This is a genomic window from Shewanella sp. MF05960 (assembly GCF_050849305.1).
Classification (GTDB): Bacteria; Pseudomonadota; Gammaproteobacteria; order Enterobacterales; family Shewanellaceae; genus Shewanella.
Map to the genome: position 1 here is coordinate 223,112 of NZ_JBOZPS010000004.1, position 19,343 is coordinate 242,454.

At 42.4% G+C, this 19,343-nt stretch carries 14 protein-coding genes; 4 read left to right on the forward strand and 10 right to left on the reverse strand.

What is annotated here, in order from left to right; translation table 11 throughout:
- Positions 1–25 precede the first annotated feature (25 nt).
- Positions 26–898 (forward strand): LysR family transcriptional regulator, encoded by an 873-nt coding sequence (locus ACROAE_RS05825; protein WP_432400058.1) that lies wholly within the window; start codon positions 26–28, stop codon positions 896–898.
- Positions 899–1,161: 263 nt separating this feature from the next.
- Here the strand turns inward: ACROAE_RS05825 and ACROAE_RS05830 are convergent, their stop codons facing one another.
- The 3 genes from ACROAE_RS05830 to ACROAE_RS05840 form a co-directional block, all read right to left on the reverse strand.
- Positions 1,162–2,100, reverse strand: a complete 939-nt coding sequence (locus ACROAE_RS05830) for an SPFH domain-containing protein (protein ID WP_432400059.1) — start codon at positions 2,098–2,100, stop codon at positions 1,162–1,164.
- Positions 2,100–3,029 (reverse strand): SPFH domain-containing protein, encoded by a 930-nt coding sequence (locus ACROAE_RS05835; protein ID WP_432400060.1) that lies wholly within the window; start codon positions 3,027–3,029, stop codon positions 2,100–2,102. Before ACROAE_RS05835 ends, ACROAE_RS05830 begins: the two co-directional genes overlap by 1 nt.
- Before the next feature lie 127 nt (positions 3,030–3,156).
- Complete coding sequence (locus ACROAE_RS05840) at positions 3,157–3,618, reverse strand: NfeD family protein (RefSeq protein ID WP_432400061.1); 462 nt, start codon at positions 3,616–3,618, stop codon at positions 3,157–3,159.
- Between the two features lie 375 nt (positions 3,619–3,993).
- On the opposite strand from ACROAE_RS05840, the gene ACROAE_RS05845 reads away from it, so the two are divergent.
- Positions 3,994–4,746, forward strand: a complete 753-nt coding sequence (locus ACROAE_RS05845; RefSeq protein ID WP_432400062.1) for an outer membrane protein OmpK — start codon at positions 3,994–3,996, stop codon at positions 4,744–4,746.
- Between the two features lie 95 nt (positions 4,747–4,841).
- Here ACROAE_RS05845 and udp read toward each other — a convergent pair whose 3' ends face one another.
- Positions 4,842–5,600, reverse strand: a complete 759-nt coding sequence (gene udp / locus ACROAE_RS05850) for a uridine phosphorylase (RefSeq protein WP_432400063.1) — start codon at positions 5,598–5,600, stop codon at positions 4,842–4,844.
- Between the two features lie 335 nt (positions 5,601–5,935).
- Positions 5,936–7,111: a type III PLP-dependent enzyme gene (locus tag ACROAE_RS05855; RefSeq protein WP_432400064.1), complete on the reverse strand. Its 1,176-nt coding sequence runs from the start codon at positions 7,109–7,111 to the stop codon at positions 5,936–5,938.
- Between the two features lie 939 nt (positions 7,112–8,050).
- Here ACROAE_RS05855 and ACROAE_RS05860 point away from each other — a divergent pair.
- A complete protein-coding gene (locus tag ACROAE_RS05860; protein ID WP_432400065.1) occupies positions 8,051–8,308 on the forward strand; it encodes a hypothetical protein in 258 nt (85 codons plus the stop codon).
- 70 nt (positions 8,309–8,378) lie between these two features.
- Here ACROAE_RS05860 and ACROAE_RS05865 read toward each other — a convergent pair whose 3' ends face one another.
- Positions 8,379–9,038 (reverse strand): thiopurine S-methyltransferase, encoded by a 660-nt coding sequence (locus ACROAE_RS05865; RefSeq protein WP_432400066.1) that lies wholly within the window; start codon positions 9,036–9,038, stop codon positions 8,379–8,381.
- An 80-nt stretch (positions 9,039–9,118) separates the two neighbouring features.
- Entirely contained in the window at positions 9,119–9,466 is a 348-nt protein-coding gene (locus ACROAE_RS05870) for a hypothetical protein (RefSeq protein ID WP_432400067.1), read from the reverse strand.
- A 172-nt stretch (positions 9,467–9,638) separates the two neighbouring features.
- Between ACROAE_RS05870 and ACROAE_RS05875 the strand changes: the two genes are divergently transcribed.
- Positions 9,639–11,453: a protein kinase domain-containing protein gene (locus tag ACROAE_RS05875; RefSeq protein ID WP_432400137.1), complete on the forward strand. Its 1,815-nt coding sequence runs from the start codon at positions 9,639–9,641 to the stop codon at positions 11,451–11,453.
- Positions 11,454–11,516: 63 nt separating this feature from the next.
- Here the strand turns inward: ACROAE_RS05875 and ACROAE_RS05880 are convergent, their stop codons facing one another.
- The 3 genes from ACROAE_RS05880 to ACROAE_RS05890 all read right to left on the reverse strand — a co-directional run bounded on the left by ACROAE_RS05880 (position 11,517) and on the right by ACROAE_RS05890 (position 19,317).
- Complete coding sequence (locus ACROAE_RS05880) at positions 11,517–13,904, reverse strand: zinc-dependent metalloprotease (RefSeq protein ID WP_432400068.1); 2,388 nt, start codon at positions 13,902–13,904, stop codon at positions 11,517–11,519.
- A 69-nt stretch (positions 13,905–13,973) separates the two neighbouring features.
- Positions 13,974–17,678, reverse strand: a complete 3,705-nt coding sequence (locus tag ACROAE_RS05885; protein ID WP_432400138.1) for a response regulator — start codon at positions 17,676–17,678, stop codon at positions 13,974–13,976.
- Between the two features lie 244 nt (positions 17,679–17,922).
- On the reverse strand, positions 17,923–19,317 hold the full coding sequence (locus ACROAE_RS05890; RefSeq protein ID WP_432400069.1) for a PhoH family protein: 1,395 nt from the start codon (positions 19,315–19,317) through the stop codon (positions 17,923–17,925).
- Positions 19,318–19,343 lie beyond the last annotated feature (26 nt).

A 19,343-nucleotide genomic window follows, 5' to 3' on the forward strand; every position in this document is an offset into this window, starting at 1 on the left:
TAAGAGACTGACTTAGGCTGACACATTGAACATCAAAGATTTAGAACTGTTTATTGCCGTGGCTAAACTAGGTAGCTTTACTAAGGCGGCCAAATCACTTGATACCCGCCGCGCTCTGGTGAGTCGGCGCATTGCTGATTTAGAAAAACAACTTGGCGCCCCACTATTTACCCGTACCACTCGAGTGATGAACCTAACCGCCTCGGGCAAACGTTATTTGGCCCAAATAACGCCACTGGTTAGTCAACTTAACCATGCTGGAGACGTATTTAAACATCGTCACGACGACGTACAAGGCAAATTAAGAATTGGCTTACAACCGTTTGTTGATAAGTTGATGGACAAACACATCGCCCATTTTGTGCATGCCTATCCACAGGTTCAATTAGAAGTCTTTATTGTGCCAGGACAGCATCAAGACATAAAACGCTTAAATTTAGACTGCATGATTAATGCAGGAGAAGTCACTAAAGGCAATATTAGCAAACAAAAGCTCATGACGTTTGAGCGAAAAATGTATGCCAGCAGCCTTTACCTAGAAAAATCATCTGTGATAGAAACCATTGACGATTTACATTACCACTCATTACTTGGTTATCGTGATACCGAAGGTGTTTTAGAGCATCAATGGAATTTCCAGCACACAAACGTGAGTGCCAACTACAAAATTATTTGCAGTGATTACAATTCTTTGTATCACTTTTGTCTCGGCGGTGCTGGGATTACTCTCCTACCCCAAGTTATTGCTGTGGATGCCGTAGAAAATCAGCAACTCATTAACGTACTGCCTGAGTTAAGCGCTGGATTTACCGATATTAATATTCTCTCACCCAAAGATAGCGCCCCCTCGCCGGTTGCCAAAGTGTTTGTTGAACATCTTGGCGATATCGTTAAATAGTACACCTCGGCTAAACCCAGCTTAACCCAGTAAGGTCAACGTATCGAAAACTAAGGGATTAAAACGGGGGCTTAAAAATACAAAAAAGGGGTCAGCATTGCTGCTGGCCCCTTTTTATCATTCTGTGACAACATTCATCACATCAGCTTAAATAGCTTCATTGGTGCAATATCCTCAGTACAATATCATCAGTACAATACAGCGTTTGTACCGAGCGGATAACCTACTGAATGGTGCATCGTAACCACCTATTTTTTAACAACCTATTTTTTATCGTCTTTTAAACCAATGCTGTCCATCCAGTATTCAAAGTTGACCAAGTTGCCTGGTAATACAATGCGGCTATCTTTTTTGCTTAGACCATCTAATTGCTTCATGTATTGCTCACCGAGCTGCATACGCAATGCACTTTGTCCGCCTTCAGATGAAATCACTACCGCTAAACGCTCAATCGACTCTGAGGTAGCTTTAGCTAAGGTTAAAATCTCTTGCGCCTTACCTTCAGCTTCGTTTATGCGGCGCTGCATTTCACCCTCAGATCGGTTAATTGTTTCTGCCATCACACCTTCTGAACGGTTAATTTTGCTTTGTTTATCACCTTCACTTTTAGCGAGTAACGCACGGCGCTCACGCTCGGCATTAACCTGCATTTCCATGGCGTTTTTAACGGTTTCTGGTGGCGTAATATTTTTAATCTCGTAGCGGTGAACGCGCATTCCCCACATAGAACCGGCTTCATCTAGCACTTCGACGACTTTAGCCGAGATTAAATCACGCTCTTCAAAAGTACGGTCTAAATCTAGCGTACCAATAACCGAACGGGTTGTTGTTTGAGCGAGCTGAATCGCAGCGTAACGGTAGTCAGTAATGCCATAACTGGCTTTAACTGGATCGGTAACCGAAATATAAATCACGCCGTCTACTTCGACGTTGACTTCGTCACTCGAAAAACATTCCTGCGGTGGAACATCAATGGTTTCTTCTTTCAAATCATGAATGTAAGCCACTTTATCAACAAAAGGGATAAGGGTATGAAAACCAGCATCTAAGGTGCTGTGGTACTTACCTAGACGCTCTACAATATAGGCAGATTTAGTGGGCACTAAACGAATCGATTGAAATAGTTTCAACACGAAAATAGCAAAAATAATACCCCAAATCACCATCACAATAAAATCAGTATCAATTCCGTTAATCGACATTAGCGTGCTCCTTTCGCTGGTGAATGACTTACCGCATGAGTGACTTGCTCCATGCCTTCAAAAAAACCTTCAAGTTTGGCCATCTCAGCAGGCACAACAGACACTTGGGCCTCAGATAAAATCTTGCCGACTTGACCAATAAACTGCTCTTTAAGCAACATGTTCATGGCATCATTACCGCCATTGATGGTCAACGCTTTGCATATCATTTCCATGCCTTCAGCTTTAGCATTGGCCACAATTGATATTTCTTGTCCGGTACCAATGGCCTCGTTAATACGTCTTTGTTTTTGACCTTCTGACAGGTTAATCGCTTCTTGACGCTCGCCTTGCGACATATTGATCATCGCCGCTTTTTCAGCGTTGGCTAAGGTAATCTCAGCACGCTTACGACGCTCTGCTTCCATTTGTTTTTCAAGGGTATGAATAACATTATGCGATGGAGTAATATTTTTAATCTCATAACGCAATACTTTAATCCCCCAAGGGTCTGAAGCTTTATCAATTTCACGCACTATCGATTCGTTTAAACTGTCACGCTCTGAAAAAGTTTGCGATAAGGTTAACTTACCAATTTCAGAACGCATGGTAGTTTGCGCTAGATTTACTGCCGCGCGGCGATAGTTTTCAATACCGTAGCTGGCTAGTTTGCCGTCCATCACTTTAAGATACACCAGCCCATCAACTTCTAGCTGAGTGTTATCTTTAGAGATACAGCTTTGTGGCGGTACATCAAGTACCTCTTCACGGGTATCGTGTCGATAAGCCACTCTGTCTACAAATGGCACTAAAAAATGAAACCCAGGAGCTAACACGGTACGAAACTTACCTAAGCGCTCAATCACATGCACTTCGCGCATGGGCACTATGAGCATCAATTTGAATAATATGAAAATAATAAATAAAAATGCGATGGTTAACACAAACATATCCACTTCCTTTTTGTAATTTGACGAATCCCTAAACAATCACTTCTAACGATCATAACTAAACAACCATAACTAAACAGTCACTTCTAACGATCATAACTAAACAACCATAACTAAACAGTCACTTCTAAACTGAATCGATAATAGGCTCAACCACAAACCCAATATTATCGCGACATATAATTCTGACCTTGGTGCCCACTTTTATTTCTGTACCGTCACCCAAAGCAGTCCAATCAGAACCTAGGCAATGAATTCGCCCAGTTTGCTGCCCTGGCCCTATAGCTTCTTTAACCGTGGCAACCTGATTATACAAATCAACTTCTTCGTCAGTATTGGCCACATGAGCATCACCGCCGACAAGGCGTTGAGTGACATGACGAAAACTAAGTAGTAGCACCATTGATGCCATAAACCATAGCGTCATGCTTTGTACAAAGCCGTCGATAATCCCTAACGCTAATGACGATGCAACAATAATACAAGCAGCGCCAAGCAAAATGACGATGCCGCCCGGAACAATAATTTCCGATATCATTAATAACAGCCCAAGCACTAACCAGACTGTGATCGGATTAGAAAGCTCCATAAATCCTCCTCAATAAATGAGTATGCCGTGCATTTACTATATCAGTTGCGTTTTATTATTGCGACATAATATGTCAAAGTTCATCACAAACAGCTCATCTAATAAATCAATCACCGTTAACATAACAGTATCAATAATTTAGTCCAATGTTTCACATCACATCGCAATAGTAAAAAGTGTAAAGTAAGATGTTTCTGTCTACAAAACGCTGAAATCAGCTGTGCTTCCTTAGTTTTTATTGTGCTGATTATCAATTTTGAATATATTGCGTCCCATTGTGCACGATCGGGAATAATACCAGTTGCCTTTTCATCTCGATTAAGCTGAATTTACAATCATTATGGCATCACAACCATGTTACGAACCGGAATAAAAATGAAAAAAATCTGCCTTTTAGCCACGCTAGTACTTTCACCAAACGTGTTTGCAAATGATGTTATCCAGTGGTGGGATGTAAGTGCAACTGTCTTGCATGGCGAAAACTATGACCTCGCACCATCAGAAAGACAAACCACGATTACATTAGAAACCGCAGGTGGCTGGACATATGGCGATTGGTTTGTGTTTCACGATTTTATTAACTTTAACGGCAACAATGGTGGTGACGATAACAGCCATTATGGTGAAATTTCACCGCGTTTTAGTGCCAGTAAAATCCTTGGTCAGCCAGTAGAGTTTGGTGCGATTAAGGATATGTCTGTTGCCTTAACGTACGAGCATGGCGATGGCCCTGTAGAAAGCATGCTTTACGGTGTGGGGCTTGACTTTGATGTGCCATTTTTCACTTACTTGCAGCTCAATACTTATCGCCGTGATGCTATTAGCAATGGCAATATCAGCGATGGTTGGCAGTTTACGCCAGTATTTAGAATCGACATGCCAATCGGTGATGCAAACATCATTATCGATGGCTTTATTGATTGGGTATTTGTTGCAGACAACACTGGTTACGATGAAAACCTACACATTAATCCACAGATTAAATACGATTTAGGTAAAAGTTTATTTGGCGAGCACAAAAAGGACAAATTGCTAGTCGGATTTGAATACGATTACTGGCAAAGCAAGTACGGTGTGAATGGTGTTGATCAAAATACATACTCTATTATTGCCCAGTATCATTTCTAAATGGCGAAAATAAGATAACAAAAAAGGTGCCTAGGCACCTTTTTTACTGTTTACGCTAGCCTTAGCAAGCATGGTAAACGTATGACTCAATAACATTATGCTAATAATTTTTTCGCTGCTGCAACAACAATAGAAACTGCACTCACTTCAGTTTTCTTCATTGTCGCTTCATCAGGAATTTCTTGTTGTGTACGGTTAACAATCACACCTGCTACACATGCTGCACGCCAGCCTTGAGTTGCACACATAGTGAATAATGTGGCTGACTCCATTTCATAGTTAAGCACGCCCATTGACTGCCACTCTTTCATAGAGCCAACATAACGCTGAGTAATGCGACCTGAAACGGTATCGTAACGCTCTTGACCAGGATAGAACGTGTCAGAAGAAGCTGTAATACCGATATGCGGTTCTAAACCGGCATCGCGACATGCTGCAACCATAGCGGTAGTACAATCAAAGTTGGCGGCTGCAGGGAACTCAAGCGGAGCAAAATGCAAGCTTGCGCCATCTAAACGCACTGAAGCTTGAGTCACAATCACATCACCCACGTTAACATGTGGTTGAATTGCACCTGTGGTACCTACGCGTAGGAACGTTCTCACACCTAATTGTGCTAACTCTTCAACAGCAATAGAAGTCGACGGTCCACCGATACCTGTTGAACAAACAACAACTGGCTTACCATCAATATAAGCTAAGTAGCTTGTGTATTCACGATGGCTAGCTAGGAACGTTGCATTATCCATTAGCTCAGCAATACGCTTAACACGTTCTGGATCACCAGGAACGATTGCTAAGGTAGCGCCATCTAACATTTTTTTAGTTAATCCTAAGTGAAATACATCGGACATTTTGAAAACCCCTTTCATTTTTGAATATTAAATTCTTATATTCCAGACTTTAACCTAGTCTTTAGGAGGATAAGGTTAACTTGATCACATATAAATTCATAATAGTTAATATAGTTTCGTTAAATTATTACCAATATATGACCAAAACCCACAAAAATCATGGCTTTGAGCATAGTTGAATACGGTGAAAAACAACAAGCTATTTATCTAACTTAAAAACCATTAACGTGATTCACATCAAATTAACCTTGTAACACAATTTGAATTAAACCGTGATTCATTCGCTAAAACAAAAAAGGACGCTAAGCGTCCTTTTTTAATAGCGACCAGACTGATTACAAATAGTAATCTTTTAACGGTGGGAAACCATTAAAACACACAGCTGAATAAGTTGTAGTATAAGCACCGGCTGTTAACCAATACATACGATCACCAATGGCTAAATCAACCGGTAAACCATAACTGTAGTGCTCATACATAATATCGGCACTGTCACAGGTTGGGCCAGCAATAACACACTTATCTAACTCACCATTACGATCAGTATAGATAGGGAACTTAATGGCTTCATCCATGGTTTCAATTAACCCTGAAAATTTACCCACATCAGTAAATACCCAACGCTCTAGTGCTGTATTTGATTTACGAGAAATCAATACCACTTCAGAGATCAATACACCGGCATTTGACAATAATGAACGACCAGGCTCTAAAATAATCTCTGGCAATTCATCACCAAAATCTTCTTCTAGAAAGTGCTTAATCTGTTGTGCATAAACACCAAGTTCATTGGTTTTATCCATATAGTTGGCAGGAAAACCACCACCTAAATTGATCATTTTAAGCACAATGCCGTGTTCTTCTTTTAAACGGTCATAAATACTTTTCACTTTACCAATCGCCGAATCCCACGCACCGATATCACGTTGCTGTGAGCCAACATGGAACGAAATACCATGCGGTTGTAATCCAAGCTCTTTAGCTAATACCAATAAATCGTATGCCATTTCGTTTTGGCAACCAAACTTACGCGATAAAGGCCAATCGGCGGTGTGTGTGCCTTCAGTTAAAATACGCACATACACTTTAGCGCCTGGAGCTTCTTCTGCAATCATGCGTAAATCAGCTTCAGAATCTGAAGCGAACATGCGCACGCCTTGCTCGTAAAAAGAACGCACATCTACGCGCTTTTTAATGGTGTTGCCGTAACTGATACGGTCAGCAGAAACACCAATCGATGTGACCATCTCAAGCTCATAAATAGAGGCGATGTCAAAGTTTGAGCCTTTGTCACGCAGCAAAGTAAGAATTTCTTTGGCCGGATTTGCCTTAACCGCATAATAAACGTTTGCGAAAGGAAAATTATTAACCATGTCATCGTATTGTTTCGCAACGATTTGGGTGTCAATAACTACAAACGGCGTTGGCTTATCTTCAGCAAATGCCTTAATGCGCTCAAACGTGTCCTTGTCATAATAATCTGCAACATCAATCGATTGAAATTGGCTCATTAGGCCAGTGCCTCCTGTTAGTTGGGCAATAAAAGTGCGTTTTCTGGTTTATAAAAACATGCGCAGTAAACGATATTTTTAACCGATACGCAACGAATTTTTATGCAAAAACTCTACTTTTTTATTCCTGCATAAATGTCATAACACTCAATAACCTATTTAATTAGTCAACAAAATTAATGCCGAGTTCAACAACCTTAAAAAGTATAGACTCTGTTCAATAAAATAGATTTTAAAACAACGAAATATTCGCTAAAAGTAGCAACTCTTTTTTTGTTTTACTGCGACCAGATTAACACAATTATTACATTTACTTTAAATAAAATCCAAAAATTGATGCCTGAACCATATTTACCAAACAACCCGCATGAATCAATAACACATTGAAACAAATGTAATAACCTATCATTATCAAGTATGAATCAGTCACAAAAACCAACCATACTTAGATCACTAACTTATGCCAGTGTGCAATTTAATAAGTGAATTAATCGATGAGATTTGCATTTTTTATTGAGCCTAAACTCACCAAGAAAACGGCAAATATTATCGCTGTGTAAATCGCGGTTTACGTAATATAACTTCACATCAAATAGGTGATACTCATTATCATGATGATGGTGAACCTTGAAACACGACACTTTCCCCAGCGATACTCATTGGTCACTTGGAGTATGAGAGACCGCTATTCTGAATAAGGAGACGAAATACGGGTTATCAGTAATTGAGCATAAAAAGTCAATTTTTCATACTAAATACTGATAAAAAACTATCAATCGAAAGTTTTATTGCTATAATTGTTCGTATTAAAGAACAGTGTTCAATAATAGTCTGCTCATAGACAAGCAACATGTTGCACAATCTCATGTTAGCTTGAAATATTAAACACTGAGTTGACCATTTACTTTTCAATATTTAAACGGCTTAGGTGAAGGGATTATGACTCAAGTTGCATATCAAATAAATGAGCGTCGACACAAGGATATGTTAAAGCACGACGAGCATTGGGATTTAACTACAGCAGACCAAAAACTCGCACTGTATGATTTACACCGCTATGGTTACCGCTTACTGTTTGTGCGCCACATGCTGACAGGACCGGTTGCAGTAATAAGCCAGCATGATGATATAGCAGCGATTTATGCCGATGGTGAAGTTGATTTGCGCCCAAAGATTACCCTGCGCGATATTCATTAATTTTGCCAATGTGCAATAAAAAACCTACCCCAATTTGGCGTAGGTTTTTTTATACCTTGCGATCCTCGTTTTACGCTTTGCGAGTCAGTTTATAAACAGCTTCGTTTAACCAAGGCACCTGCTTATTCACAAAACGAGGATTGTCTGCCAACACATCAACACATTCTAATAATTCAACATCAAAGTGCGGCGCCAAATGAGTCTCTACCCAATCCGGGCTGACTGCAAATGGAGGTCCTTTAAGGGTATCTTGTGGGTAATCGAGGGTAATTAATAAACCGCTCACATTCGCGGGGATCAATTTAGCTAATGCATCGGCATATTGTTGGCGCATGGCTTCTGGCCACGCGATCAATGCCGCGCGATCGTAAAAACCACCTATATCTGTGGTTAATTGATGCGGTAAGGTAAAAATATCACCTTGATAAATACGAACTTCGTCGGCGCTAAACACACCATGCTCGCCGATTTGCTCAACCTGATATGCTAACTCGTTGTCAGTAAAAAAATGCTCCACTGCGATGGGATTTAATTCGCAACCTAACACGCGGTGCCGTTGCTCTGCGAGGTAACACATGTCGAGTGATTTACCGCATAAAGGCACAAACACCTCAGCTTGTTCAGCTAAGCCTAAACGCGACCAGTATTTCACTAAAAACGGATTAACTTGTTGCTGGTGAAAACCAATTTGTTGTAGTTGCCATTTTTCATGCCAAAAGCGTGGTTCCATGATGGTCTCTTTAGTCTATTTACCCATATTACAGGCTACTTTAAAGACTAAAAAAAACAGATGCAACTAAACACATTAACTTAGGCTTTACCGTCCAGCGTTAACTGAACCTGTCTTAACCAACGGCAATTTTCGCACTGGCATTTACGACGCGACATATGGTGTGGACTCAAGTTTGAATCAACAAAATCAACGGCAATAAGTAGCTGCTGCTTGAGTTCGTCGACAGATTTCATTTCGAGTGCAACCATTTCATCATTATGATTAATCCACAGGCACTCTTCCCCTTGATGGCAAGTGATACATTCCTCATCACTGTGATTAAAAAAGACGGCATGAGGACAATGAGTCACTTCCATCGATTGCAAAATACGGGTTCGAGGAAAATTAAATAACTGAATTAGTTGTGCTTTATCAATGTTAGGCATGAATACCTCTGCTAAAAGCGTTAAGTGATCTTACATTCCATACTACCTACTGTTGATTGATTTTGATTTGATGTAGGTCAAGGTTTACATATCGTAATTTTTTAGCTAGGAAGCACTTGCCGCACACAGGCGAATCAAGGTTTAATGGAGAGATAACTAAAGAGGGATGACTTTGCAAACTCCACAGCTACAGCACTTTTATATCAATGAAGAGCAATCAATATACTTACTCAGTGCCAATGATGCCCGCAAGCACAAAGCATGGGTACGTTTATGTAAACAACAGCTCAGCAAATTGGGATACCAGCAAATTGAATTTATTGGTAAAGGTGCTTATGGGTTTGTATTTGCCGGAATAAATGAATTTGGTCAATCGCATGTGTTTAAGTTTTCACGCGTTAACCTACCGCAAAGTGTGCAAGACAGGCTTGAAGAAGAAGCTTACATGCTTAGCCAGGTTAAGCACCCCAATGTGCCCAGCGCGATAAAATTTGAACGCGTTGGCAAGCAAGGCATTTTAGTCATGGAGCGGGCAATTGGTGAAGACCTCGATAAAATTTGCCAACGCTTAGGCGCACTCCCACCAGTGATGGTAGTGAGTATCGCCAGACAACTGGCCAATATTTTGTATTACCTGCGTAAGGGTAAGCCTTTGGTACACGGCGACATTAAACCCTCTAATTTGGTATACGACATTGAAACAGACAAACTGTCGTTAATCGATTGGGGCTCTGCCGTGTTTGCCCAACGCGATGAGCATAATCGCGCCGTTGATGACAACGTGATGTCGTTATTGTCTAGCGATCAACAACACACCAATGCCCGTATGGGCGATGTGTATTTTATTGGCGAGGAACAACTTAGTGGCGCTTTATCTACCCCAAGGTTTGACGAGCAAGGCGCTGCCGCAACCTTATATGCTTTAGCGTCGGGACAAATCAGCCGCTTTGGCACTAAGGTTATCCCTGCCACCAGCATCGGCTTACCCATTGAATTGGCTAAAACGCTGGACGCCATGTTAAGCGATGATGTTACACGGCGTAATCTTGCGGGCGACTACTTTTTAACAAGCCTACGTCATAGCCATCGAATGCATTTACCCATATTGCCAGAGCCGCCGTTAGTGCCTGATATTCCTGTATGGGCGCAGCCTCGTTCAAAAACAGTTGAGACCGTGAGTTACAGCTCGCGTAAATCATTTTTAAAAGAGCACAACACTCAAGATCCTATCGCTAAAATGGATGATGTGCAGTTAGAAAAATACTACCGAAACTTTATGGCTGGAATGGCCGATACCGAAAAAGGGTTTATAGCCGCAGTGGGACGTTTAGCTCAATATCCTATTGTGGGGGGGTTGGTGATCCACTGGCAAGAGTCTGGGGTCTTTATTGACTCAAACTTGGCGATTTACGACCCAGACTGCAAAGCACCGCTAACTTTAGCGGTGAATAATATGGTTACTATGGCTCGTGGCATTAAACGTATTGGGGTATTTAAAGCCTGTTTCTTTAATGCCAAAGACACTTTGCACCTAGAGCGAAAAAGTACCGAACATGAATACACCATCACAGGTGAGTTACAACTGCCGTTTGAAGTTGGTGATGTACCCACATTAGAAGATAAATCCAGGCTGCACTCGTACTTTGAAGACGGTAAAGATCCTGAAGAAAACCTAGAATTACCCGCCGAGATCATGACCGAATTGGGTTGGTTAAACCAAATACATCACACCGGATGTATTATTTTTGAAGCGCTACCAAACCATTTAAAAATCCACAGCTATTTACGCTTGCTCAACCCACGTAAACAAGCGGCATTTAGGGCGTGTCTTGACCGTATCATTTCCCACGTCAATAAAATTCAGGGACATGGTATTTCTGGGTTTATGAAGCTGCCTTATCGAAATACCCGCCAGTTTAGTCATCTCGATCGTAAGGCCGATCGCTTTTACCCTAAAAATCCTAAAGCGTTCGACCAACAGCAATAAGATTCATTTCAAACATAAAAAAATGCGACTGTTCTCGGTCGCATTTTTTCATTTGAGATCACCTTAAATAGGCGAACCTGGCGGCATTGCTGCGGGTTTCTTAATGAGTCTATGTTCTAAACCGTTCACTATGCCCTTATACAACCAATCGTAATGAGCCGATTGATAGTCGCTGCCACGATTACTGCGACGCTTTAATTGTTTCACGATATAGTCAAAACGCGCAGCTAGCTGAGCTTGTACTTCTGGCGCAGTTTTTGGATCGCGATATGCTGCCAACAACGCATCAACAACCACAGCGTTAATACGCATTTGTATCGCTAATTCACGGCCATTTGGTAAATCTTGATATAAGCTTTTGCCAACAAGTTTGTCGACTAGAGTGACTATCGATAACTGTGAACTGTCTTCCATATAAGCTTGGTTGACTCTATTTAAGCGCTCTGGAGTTAATATCAAGCCCGTAATATGACGACTCAACATTTCAGCCATTGTAACCGGATCGCTCAATACGCCTAGGTTAGAGCTAAAGCTTTCGCGGGTTTTGCGGTAATTACCTGCTTTAGGTACCAATGTCTGAAGCACATTGGCAGGGATCGCCAAACTACTGCTTTGCAAACTGTCCAATAAGCCCTCTAATGCCGCTAATTGCATTTTAGGCGGTACATAACTCCATCTCACTCCGCCACCAACTTGCTGATAACTGTAATCAGCGCCACCTATCCATTTAGCTGCGGCCTCAATTTGGTAGCGGGTGAGCAAATACATTGGCACAAATACATCGGCGAGCTCACCGTTGGGCTCACCTGCCAATAACGCATCTGAATTAAATTCATTAATGGCTTTTAGGCGGACCGTTTCTAAACGCAATAATTCTGCCACGGCATCGTTACCACGGTCCCATAAACTCGCATAAGCATTGCTGGCACTCGAACGGCGAGAATCAGCTTCACCAATATATCGAAAACCTTTCTCTAAACTTGATGCTAATAATGCTTCCGCTTGCGATGAAGAACCATACCCATAAGCTATGGTGTACTTGTCCCATTCGCCAATACCTTCGCGATATGGCTGGCTAATATCAATTTGCTGATCTTTGATGCTGGCATAGGGATGAGGATAATCCATCACTGACGAATTATCGTTAGCCGATGCGGCAAAGTTATGATCTAGGCCCAGCGTGTGGCCAATTTCATGAGCAGCCAGTTGGCGAATACGGGCTAGCGACAATGCCATTGCCGCTTCACTTGCGGCGCTGCGATCTGGCCAGCCAGCCGTTAAGCCTCTTGCGATTAAATGATCCTGGCGCACTCTAAGGCTGCCCAACGTGACATTACCTTTAATAATTTCGCCGGTACGAGGGTCGGTGACTGCAGCACCATATGACCAACCGCGTGTTGCGCGATGCACCCATTGGATCATGTTATAGCGTACATCTTGAGGATCCGCGCCCTCAGGTAATAACGCCACGTTAAATCCATCAATAAAACCGGCCGCAGTAAACGCATCTTCCCACCAGCGCGCGCCCGCTAATAACGCACCTCGGATAGGCTCTGGCACGCCAGGGTCTAAATAATACACAATAGGATTAACCACTTTGCTTGGAGCATCACCGGGGATCACTTTTTGCAGGCGGTGTTTTAATAAATGCCGTTGCACTAAAGGTTGGTCAACTGCGGTTGAATAATCGATATATTGATCAGATAAATAGCCGCTCATTGGATGATAACGACGCGGCTCAAAGCCTTCATCTGGCAGTTGCACAAAAGAGTAACGCACCCGTACAGATAAAAACTTAGCATCGGGTGTCACGCTCGCAACTTGTTCACCCGCTTTACTGGTACTGAAGGTTAAATTAACGTCAACATCGGCATTGCGTTCAAACGATTTAATCCCTTGTGGCAATATAACCGAACGGCTGTCATCTAAACTATATTGGCCTTGTTTGGTCGCAGCAAGCACATCAGCTACACCATGTAAGTCATTAATCACTAAATCATTTACTGAAACAATAGCCTGTTTACCCGCCACAATTTTACCGCGCCATAAAATAGACTCAGCAAATGCCTGGGTAACGGCTTGTTGCTCAGCAATATTGTCGCTTGATGCGCGGTAATCTGTATTGAGCTGCTTTAATACGAGATAAGGCCCATGTTGCTCAAATTGCACCATACGGGTTTGACCTAGTTGACCACGGTCTAAACCAATGTCGTTAGAGCCCACGCCGTGAGGCAAACTGGTTAACATTAAGAAGGGTTGGTTGAGCTTATTGACTTCAAGATATAATTGACCCGCTTTGGCATCATAAAACAGGTTAATAAACCCCTGGGCTGCTTGCGCTTGTTTTATGATTTTTTGTGCTGGATCGCTCGCGGCAATCGCAACGCCTGAAACAACCGTTGCTGGCGCGATTGCCAGTAAAAGTGCCAATGAAATACTGCGGCGGACCATAAATTATCTCCCTGTCGTGAATATCCTATCAACGAAAATAATGCGAGTAAGATTGTGTATTTAATCGCATTATTTATGATTATTTTTATAAGTAATCCAATGCGATAACGTTTCAAATAACTCCGTTAATACAATGGGTTTGGTAATGTGCGCGTTCATTCCCGCCGCTAAACTTTTTTCGCGATCGCCAGACATGGCATGTGCGGTCATGGCAATAATCGGCATTTGCTCTTTTGTGTAACGCTTACGCAGCTCAGTAGAGGCGGTTAGGCCATCCATCACTGGCATTTGAATATCCATTAACACGGCATCAAAAGGCTTAGAATCAATAATGTCTAACGCAATTTGGCCATTATCTGCAATCACCACCTCATACCCTGCGCTTTTAAGCAGTTCAGAGGCCACCTGCTGGTTAATAAAGTTATCTTCAACTAACAAGACTAACCCTGCATCTTTACTCGGCTCATCGGCTTTAATGATTGGCATTGCATTTAACTTGGGCTCTGTTGCAAATGCATTAATAATTTCATCAAATAAGTCAGACGCTTTGAACGGTTTTTGTAAAATGGCATAGACGCTATCTTTGGCGAGTTCAGCGTCGAGAGGCTCTGCTGCGTAGGCGGTCATGAGAATAATAATCGGACGTTTTGCAATCACCCCGTCACGGATCATTTCGTCCAAGATCTTAATAACATCACAGCCATTCATTTCTGGCATCATCCAATCGAGCAACAGTAAATCAATCGGCTTTTGACGCAAAATATCTAACGCTTTTTGGCCACTGTCAGCCGTGTCGACACCAAAACTGAAGTCTTGCATTAAGGTCGAATACATTTGTAATGCGCTTGGGTTATCGTCAACAACCAAGGTGCTTAAGTTATTGAGTTGTTCTGGCACCACTAATGGCTCAATCACTTGCTCTTCTGCAATTTCAAAACTGATGGTAAAGCTAAAGGTACTGCCCACGTCCATTTCAGACTCTACCTGCATCGTACCGCCCATCATCGACACTAAGTGCTTACTGATAGAGAGCCCTAAACCGGTACCGCCATATTTACGGGTAGTTGAGCCGTCTGCTTGGGAGAATGCATCAAATAGCATGGCTTGTTGGTCTTTACCGATGCCGATACCGGTGTCACGTACCCAGAATTTCATGGTGATCCGGTCGTCACGCTCACCCACATCTTCACAGCCGAGCTCGACTTCACCCGTTTGGGTAAACTTAACCGCATTAGACAATAAGTTAACCAGCACCTGGCCTAATCGTAGCGGATCGCCATTTAAAATTAATCCTGCCGTGACGGGTGCATACAGTAGCAGTTCCACACCCTTTTCTTGGGCTTTAATGGCATTAATATCAATAACGTGGTCGAGCACGGTATCTAACGGAAACGCAACGCGTTCAAGTTCTAATTTACCCGCTTCAATTTTCGAGAAGTCTAGAATGTCATTAATAATACGTAATAGCGACTGCGCCGAGAAACCGGCTTTATTGAGGTAATCTTGCTGCTGCGCCGTTAAGTTGGTTCGCTGCGCCAATTGCACCATACCAATAATGGCATTCATTGGCGTACGGATTTCATGGCTCATGTTCGCTAAGAATTCACTCTTATACATGTTGGCTAACTCAGCATCTTGCTTAGCTTCTAGCAAGGCCACTTCGTTACTCTTTTGACGAGTGATGTCTTTATGGGTACCCAGCATACGTTTGCTGCGACCGTTTTCACTAAACTCAACGGCACGGCCACGAGATAACACCCAGAAATACTTGCCATTTTTGCCCAGCATTCTAAATTCGATTTCATAAGTGCCATTAGGGTTTTCGACATATCCACTGCGATACTGCTGCACACGTTCACGATCGTCTGGATGGAATAATGCATCGATTGACGCGAGTAATGGCGGAAATTCATGCGCCTGATACCCCAGCATCGAATAAAAAGCAGGGTTACAAATAATCTGCTCAGAATCGATATACCAATCCCATAGCCCATCCTCTACCGCATCCATCGCAAGGTGATAACGTTGTTCTGACATACGCAGTTGCTCTGCGGCATCATGTTCTTTGGTGATGTCACGCCACACACAAATTAACCCCAGTAAATCACCGCGGCGGTTATAAAATGGCAACTTAAAGGTGTCGAGCAATACGGCTTTACCCTCAACTATAATCCGTTCTTGATAGCGCAATGAATGTTGTTGGCTGAGGACTTTTTTGTCTTCTTCACGGATACGCTCGCCCTGTTCTGGACTCACAACTTCAGACGAGGTTAAGCCAATAATTTCATTTTCGCTGTAGCCGAGCATGCGTTCAGCAGACTTGTTACAGCCTAGGTATTTGCCTTCTTTGTCTTTAAACACAATGGCTTCAGGGATCGAGTCAATGAGCGATCGCAATAATGCGTATTCACGCTCTCGTCGCTCTGTGGTTTCACGTAAGCGCTGAGTTCGTCTGGCGACTAAGTTATCTAAACGTTTATTTTGCTCAGCTAAATTGTGAGTATATTGGCGGTTTTCTTCAAAAATACGGCTCACTAACGCAAACCAGGGTTCCCAACCATTAGTGATTTTTTCAGGTGGGCGTATTGGCTCTTGTGAACACGCTTCAAGGTGAGTTAACAACCGCGATGCTGGGCTTACAAAGGCACGCCGCGTTTGCCAATGCACAATAGTGACCAGCAGTGATAAAGCTAAAACGACTAATAAAAAACTCAGCTGTAACTTGTCCCATGAGTCTTTAAACAATTCATCTTCATCTTGTAAATACAATAAGCGCCATGGGGCATTATGCAAGGCGACAGAGTGAATGTAATAACCATTGCGAATAATCCCTTCATGGGCATCAAACAGTTCCGATTCTGACAAAGAGTGCAGCGCCGCAGGAATGCGCTGGCTGATGTGATACACCTTGTTCATTTCGTTGGAGTCAAAATCACTGTGCGATAAAATATTATTTTGCTGATCTAGCAAAATCACCGTACCCGGCATTTTAAAATAGGTGCGAATTTGTTTATCTAATGACGACAATGTCATGTCGAGGTTAATTGAACCAATAAACTCATCTTGCAAATATACCGGCAGCCCAAGGGTGGTGATTAAACCTTGATGAGCTGAGTCAATGTAGGCTTCGCTCCAAAATACACTGCGCTGTGGATTCATCGACGGTGTCGATAATTGGAATTGTTTTTTATTCAGTAGTTCATCTCTAAAACGCAGTTCGTTATTTTCCCAAGGGTAAAACGACATCATGCGGCGTTTCGAAATATAATAAATTGACGAGGCTTTTGGCGCGGCTTCTTTGGCGACCGGAAACGATAGCGACAACTCAAACAGCATTTCAAGTTCTTGATAAAAAGGCTCAGTGCGATCGCTGAGCGATCCCGCTCCGGTGATCCGGCCCATATTGGTAAAAGGCACATCACTTTGGCCATACATGGGTTCTAAAGTGAAGTATTGGCCGTCTTCATTAAACTTTTCATATTTGGGTAGGCGATCTTTACGCACGAATTCGCCGAGACGTAAATGATCAACCGCCACATCTCGCAAACTTTTAACGGCTCTAATGCTTGATTCGAGTAACAAATCGATTTGCAATACATGCCGTGCAACTTGTTCTTCTCGTTGTTGAATTTGCTGATCTTTTTGGCGTTCAAACATCATACCGGCCGACAATAAGGCCATTACAATTACCCCAATGTAGGTGTAAAACACCGCTTGGTTATAATTGCGTTGAATTGGAGATTTTAGTTGTAAATCTGGCTCTGTCGGTTTCATTAACGACCCTTGATACAGCGGGAAATAGCGCGCTGTCGAACGAATAACACCAAAAAAATAGGCAATAAAAAAACGAATGGTCATGATATCAGGAAGATAAGCTCAAGCACATGTAATAATGACCGGTTAACGACTCGTCCAACCTCAAAAATAGTGCTGTAATCATAGAATAAAATACAGATAAAAATAAATAAGGTTACCAAGGTAACCTTATTGACTTAACGCTGTACCATTTTTGCAGCGGTTACAAATGTTCCTCTGCAAATTCTGCCAAGCGTGAACGTACTACGCCGTTTAAGTAAATATTGGCACTGCCCTCAAAATCTTTAAAACGCTCCACGATATAGGTAAGACCTGAAGTCACAGCGGTGAGATAAGTAGAATCGATTTGCGCTAAATTGCCGCTACAAATCAGCTTTGTACCCTCCCCCATACGGGTAATCATGGTTTTAATTTGTGATGCGGTTAAGTTTTGGCATTCATCTAAAATCACCACAGAATTCTGAATCGAGCGGCCGCGCATAAAGTTAATCGACTTAAATTGGATGTTGGCTTTTTCCATAATGTAATTCACGCTGCCCGTAGGATTAACATCATTCTTATGTAACACCTCAAGCGTGTCGGTAATGGCTGCTAACCATGGTGCCATTTTCTCCTCTTCGGTACCGGGTAAAAAGCCTATAGATTCGGCAATGTCAGGGGTATTACGTGTCACGATAACCTTGTCATACAGTTTACGTTCAACCACCAACTCAAGCGCGGCGGCCATGGCCAATAAGGTTTTGCCACAGCCTGCTGGGCCGGTCAAAATAATCAGTTCGATATCGGGATCGAGTAAGGCATCAAGCGCCATACCTTGATAGATATTTTTAGGTTTTACCCCCCATGCTTCATGGTGCATTAAACGATCGCGACCTCGATCAATGATCTCAAGATGCTTATCGGTTTTACTGGCCACTCGGCCACAAAAATCAGAATCCTCATCAATAAGATATTGATTTAGGTAATAGTGTTCATTACCTAAATGATCCGATGGCACTTGATGCACTGTGTGTCGTCCTTTACGATCTGTTGAGACATTATCAACATGTTGCCAAAAATCACCCGCAAACTGATAAAAGCCTTTGGCTAAAAAGCGAATATCGTCAATGAGCTGATCGGTGCGGTAGTCTTCCACTCGTTCGATTCCTGCACCTTTGGCTTTTAAACGCATATTAATGTCTTTTGTGACTAAGACTACGGTACGAGGAAAATGAATTTTTTGCAGATGCAGTGCGGTATTAATAATGCGGTTATCGTTATTGTCACCTGGCAAAGAGCCGATGATAAACTCAACTTGATGGTCTGGAAATATCGACAAATGGCCTGATACTTCAGAGTGTTCTTCACGGGTGGGTAATGCAACACCTTTTAGGATCTGTTCAGGTGTCGTGGGGCCGCCAAGAATATCTTCTAATGCACGTATGGCGACCCGTGCATCGCGACTCACATCGCGCTTTCTATCTTTAATACTGTCGAGCTCTTCTAACACAGTCATCGGGATGATTACGTCATGCTCTTTAAACGAATATATCGCTAAAGGTTCATGCAGTAACACGTTGGTATCCAGTACAAACAACTTCTTGTCGTGTTGTTCCATGGCGCCTCCAGTGTGCTCTCAATTAA

Excerpts from the sequence above, each read along its gene's own strand:
- ACROAE_RS05840 (WP_432400061.1), bottom strand. The coding sequence starts at position 3,618 with ATGGAGCTTTCTAATCCGATCACAGTCTGGTTAGTGCTTGGGCTGTTA.
- udp (WP_432400063.1), bottom strand. The coding sequence starts at position 5,600 with ATGTCCGATGTATTTCACTTAGGATTAACTAAAAAAATGTTAGATGGC.
- ACROAE_RS05865 (WP_432400066.1), bottom strand. The coding sequence starts at position 9,038 with ATGGAACCACGCTTTTGGCATGAAAAATGGCAACTACAACAAATTGGT.
- ACROAE_RS05855 (WP_432400064.1), bottom strand. The coding sequence starts at position 7,111 with ATGAGCCAATTTCAATCGATTGATGTTGCAGATTATTATGACAAGGAC.
- ACROAE_RS05830 (WP_432400059.1), bottom strand. The coding sequence starts at position 2,100 with ATGTCGATTAACGGAATTGATACTGATTTTATTGTGATGGTGATTTGG.
- ACROAE_RS05835 (WP_432400060.1), bottom strand. The coding sequence starts at position 3,029 with ATGTTTGTGTTAACCATCGCATTTTTATTTATTATTTTCATATTATTC.
- ACROAE_RS05890 (WP_432400069.1), bottom strand. The coding sequence starts at position 19,317 with ATGGAACAACACGACAAGAAGTTGTTTGTACTGGATACCAACGTGTTA.
- ACROAE_RS05870 (WP_432400067.1), bottom strand. The coding sequence starts at position 9,466 with ATGCCTAACATTGATAAAGCACAACTAATTCAGTTATTTAATTTTCCT.
- ACROAE_RS05885 (WP_432400138.1), bottom strand. The coding sequence starts at position 17,678 with ATGAAACCGACAGAGCCAGATTTACAACTAAAATCTCCAATTCAACGC.
- ACROAE_RS05845 (WP_432400062.1), top strand. The coding sequence starts at position 3,994 with ATGAAAAAAATCTGCCTTTTAGCCACGCTAGTACTTTCACCAAACGTG.
- ACROAE_RS05880 (WP_432400068.1), bottom strand. The coding sequence starts at position 13,904 with ATGGTCCGCCGCAGTATTTCATTGGCACTTTTACTGGCAATCGCGCCA.
- ACROAE_RS05860 (WP_432400065.1), top strand. The coding sequence starts at position 8,051 with ATGACTCAAGTTGCATATCAAATAAATGAGCGTCGACACAAGGATATG.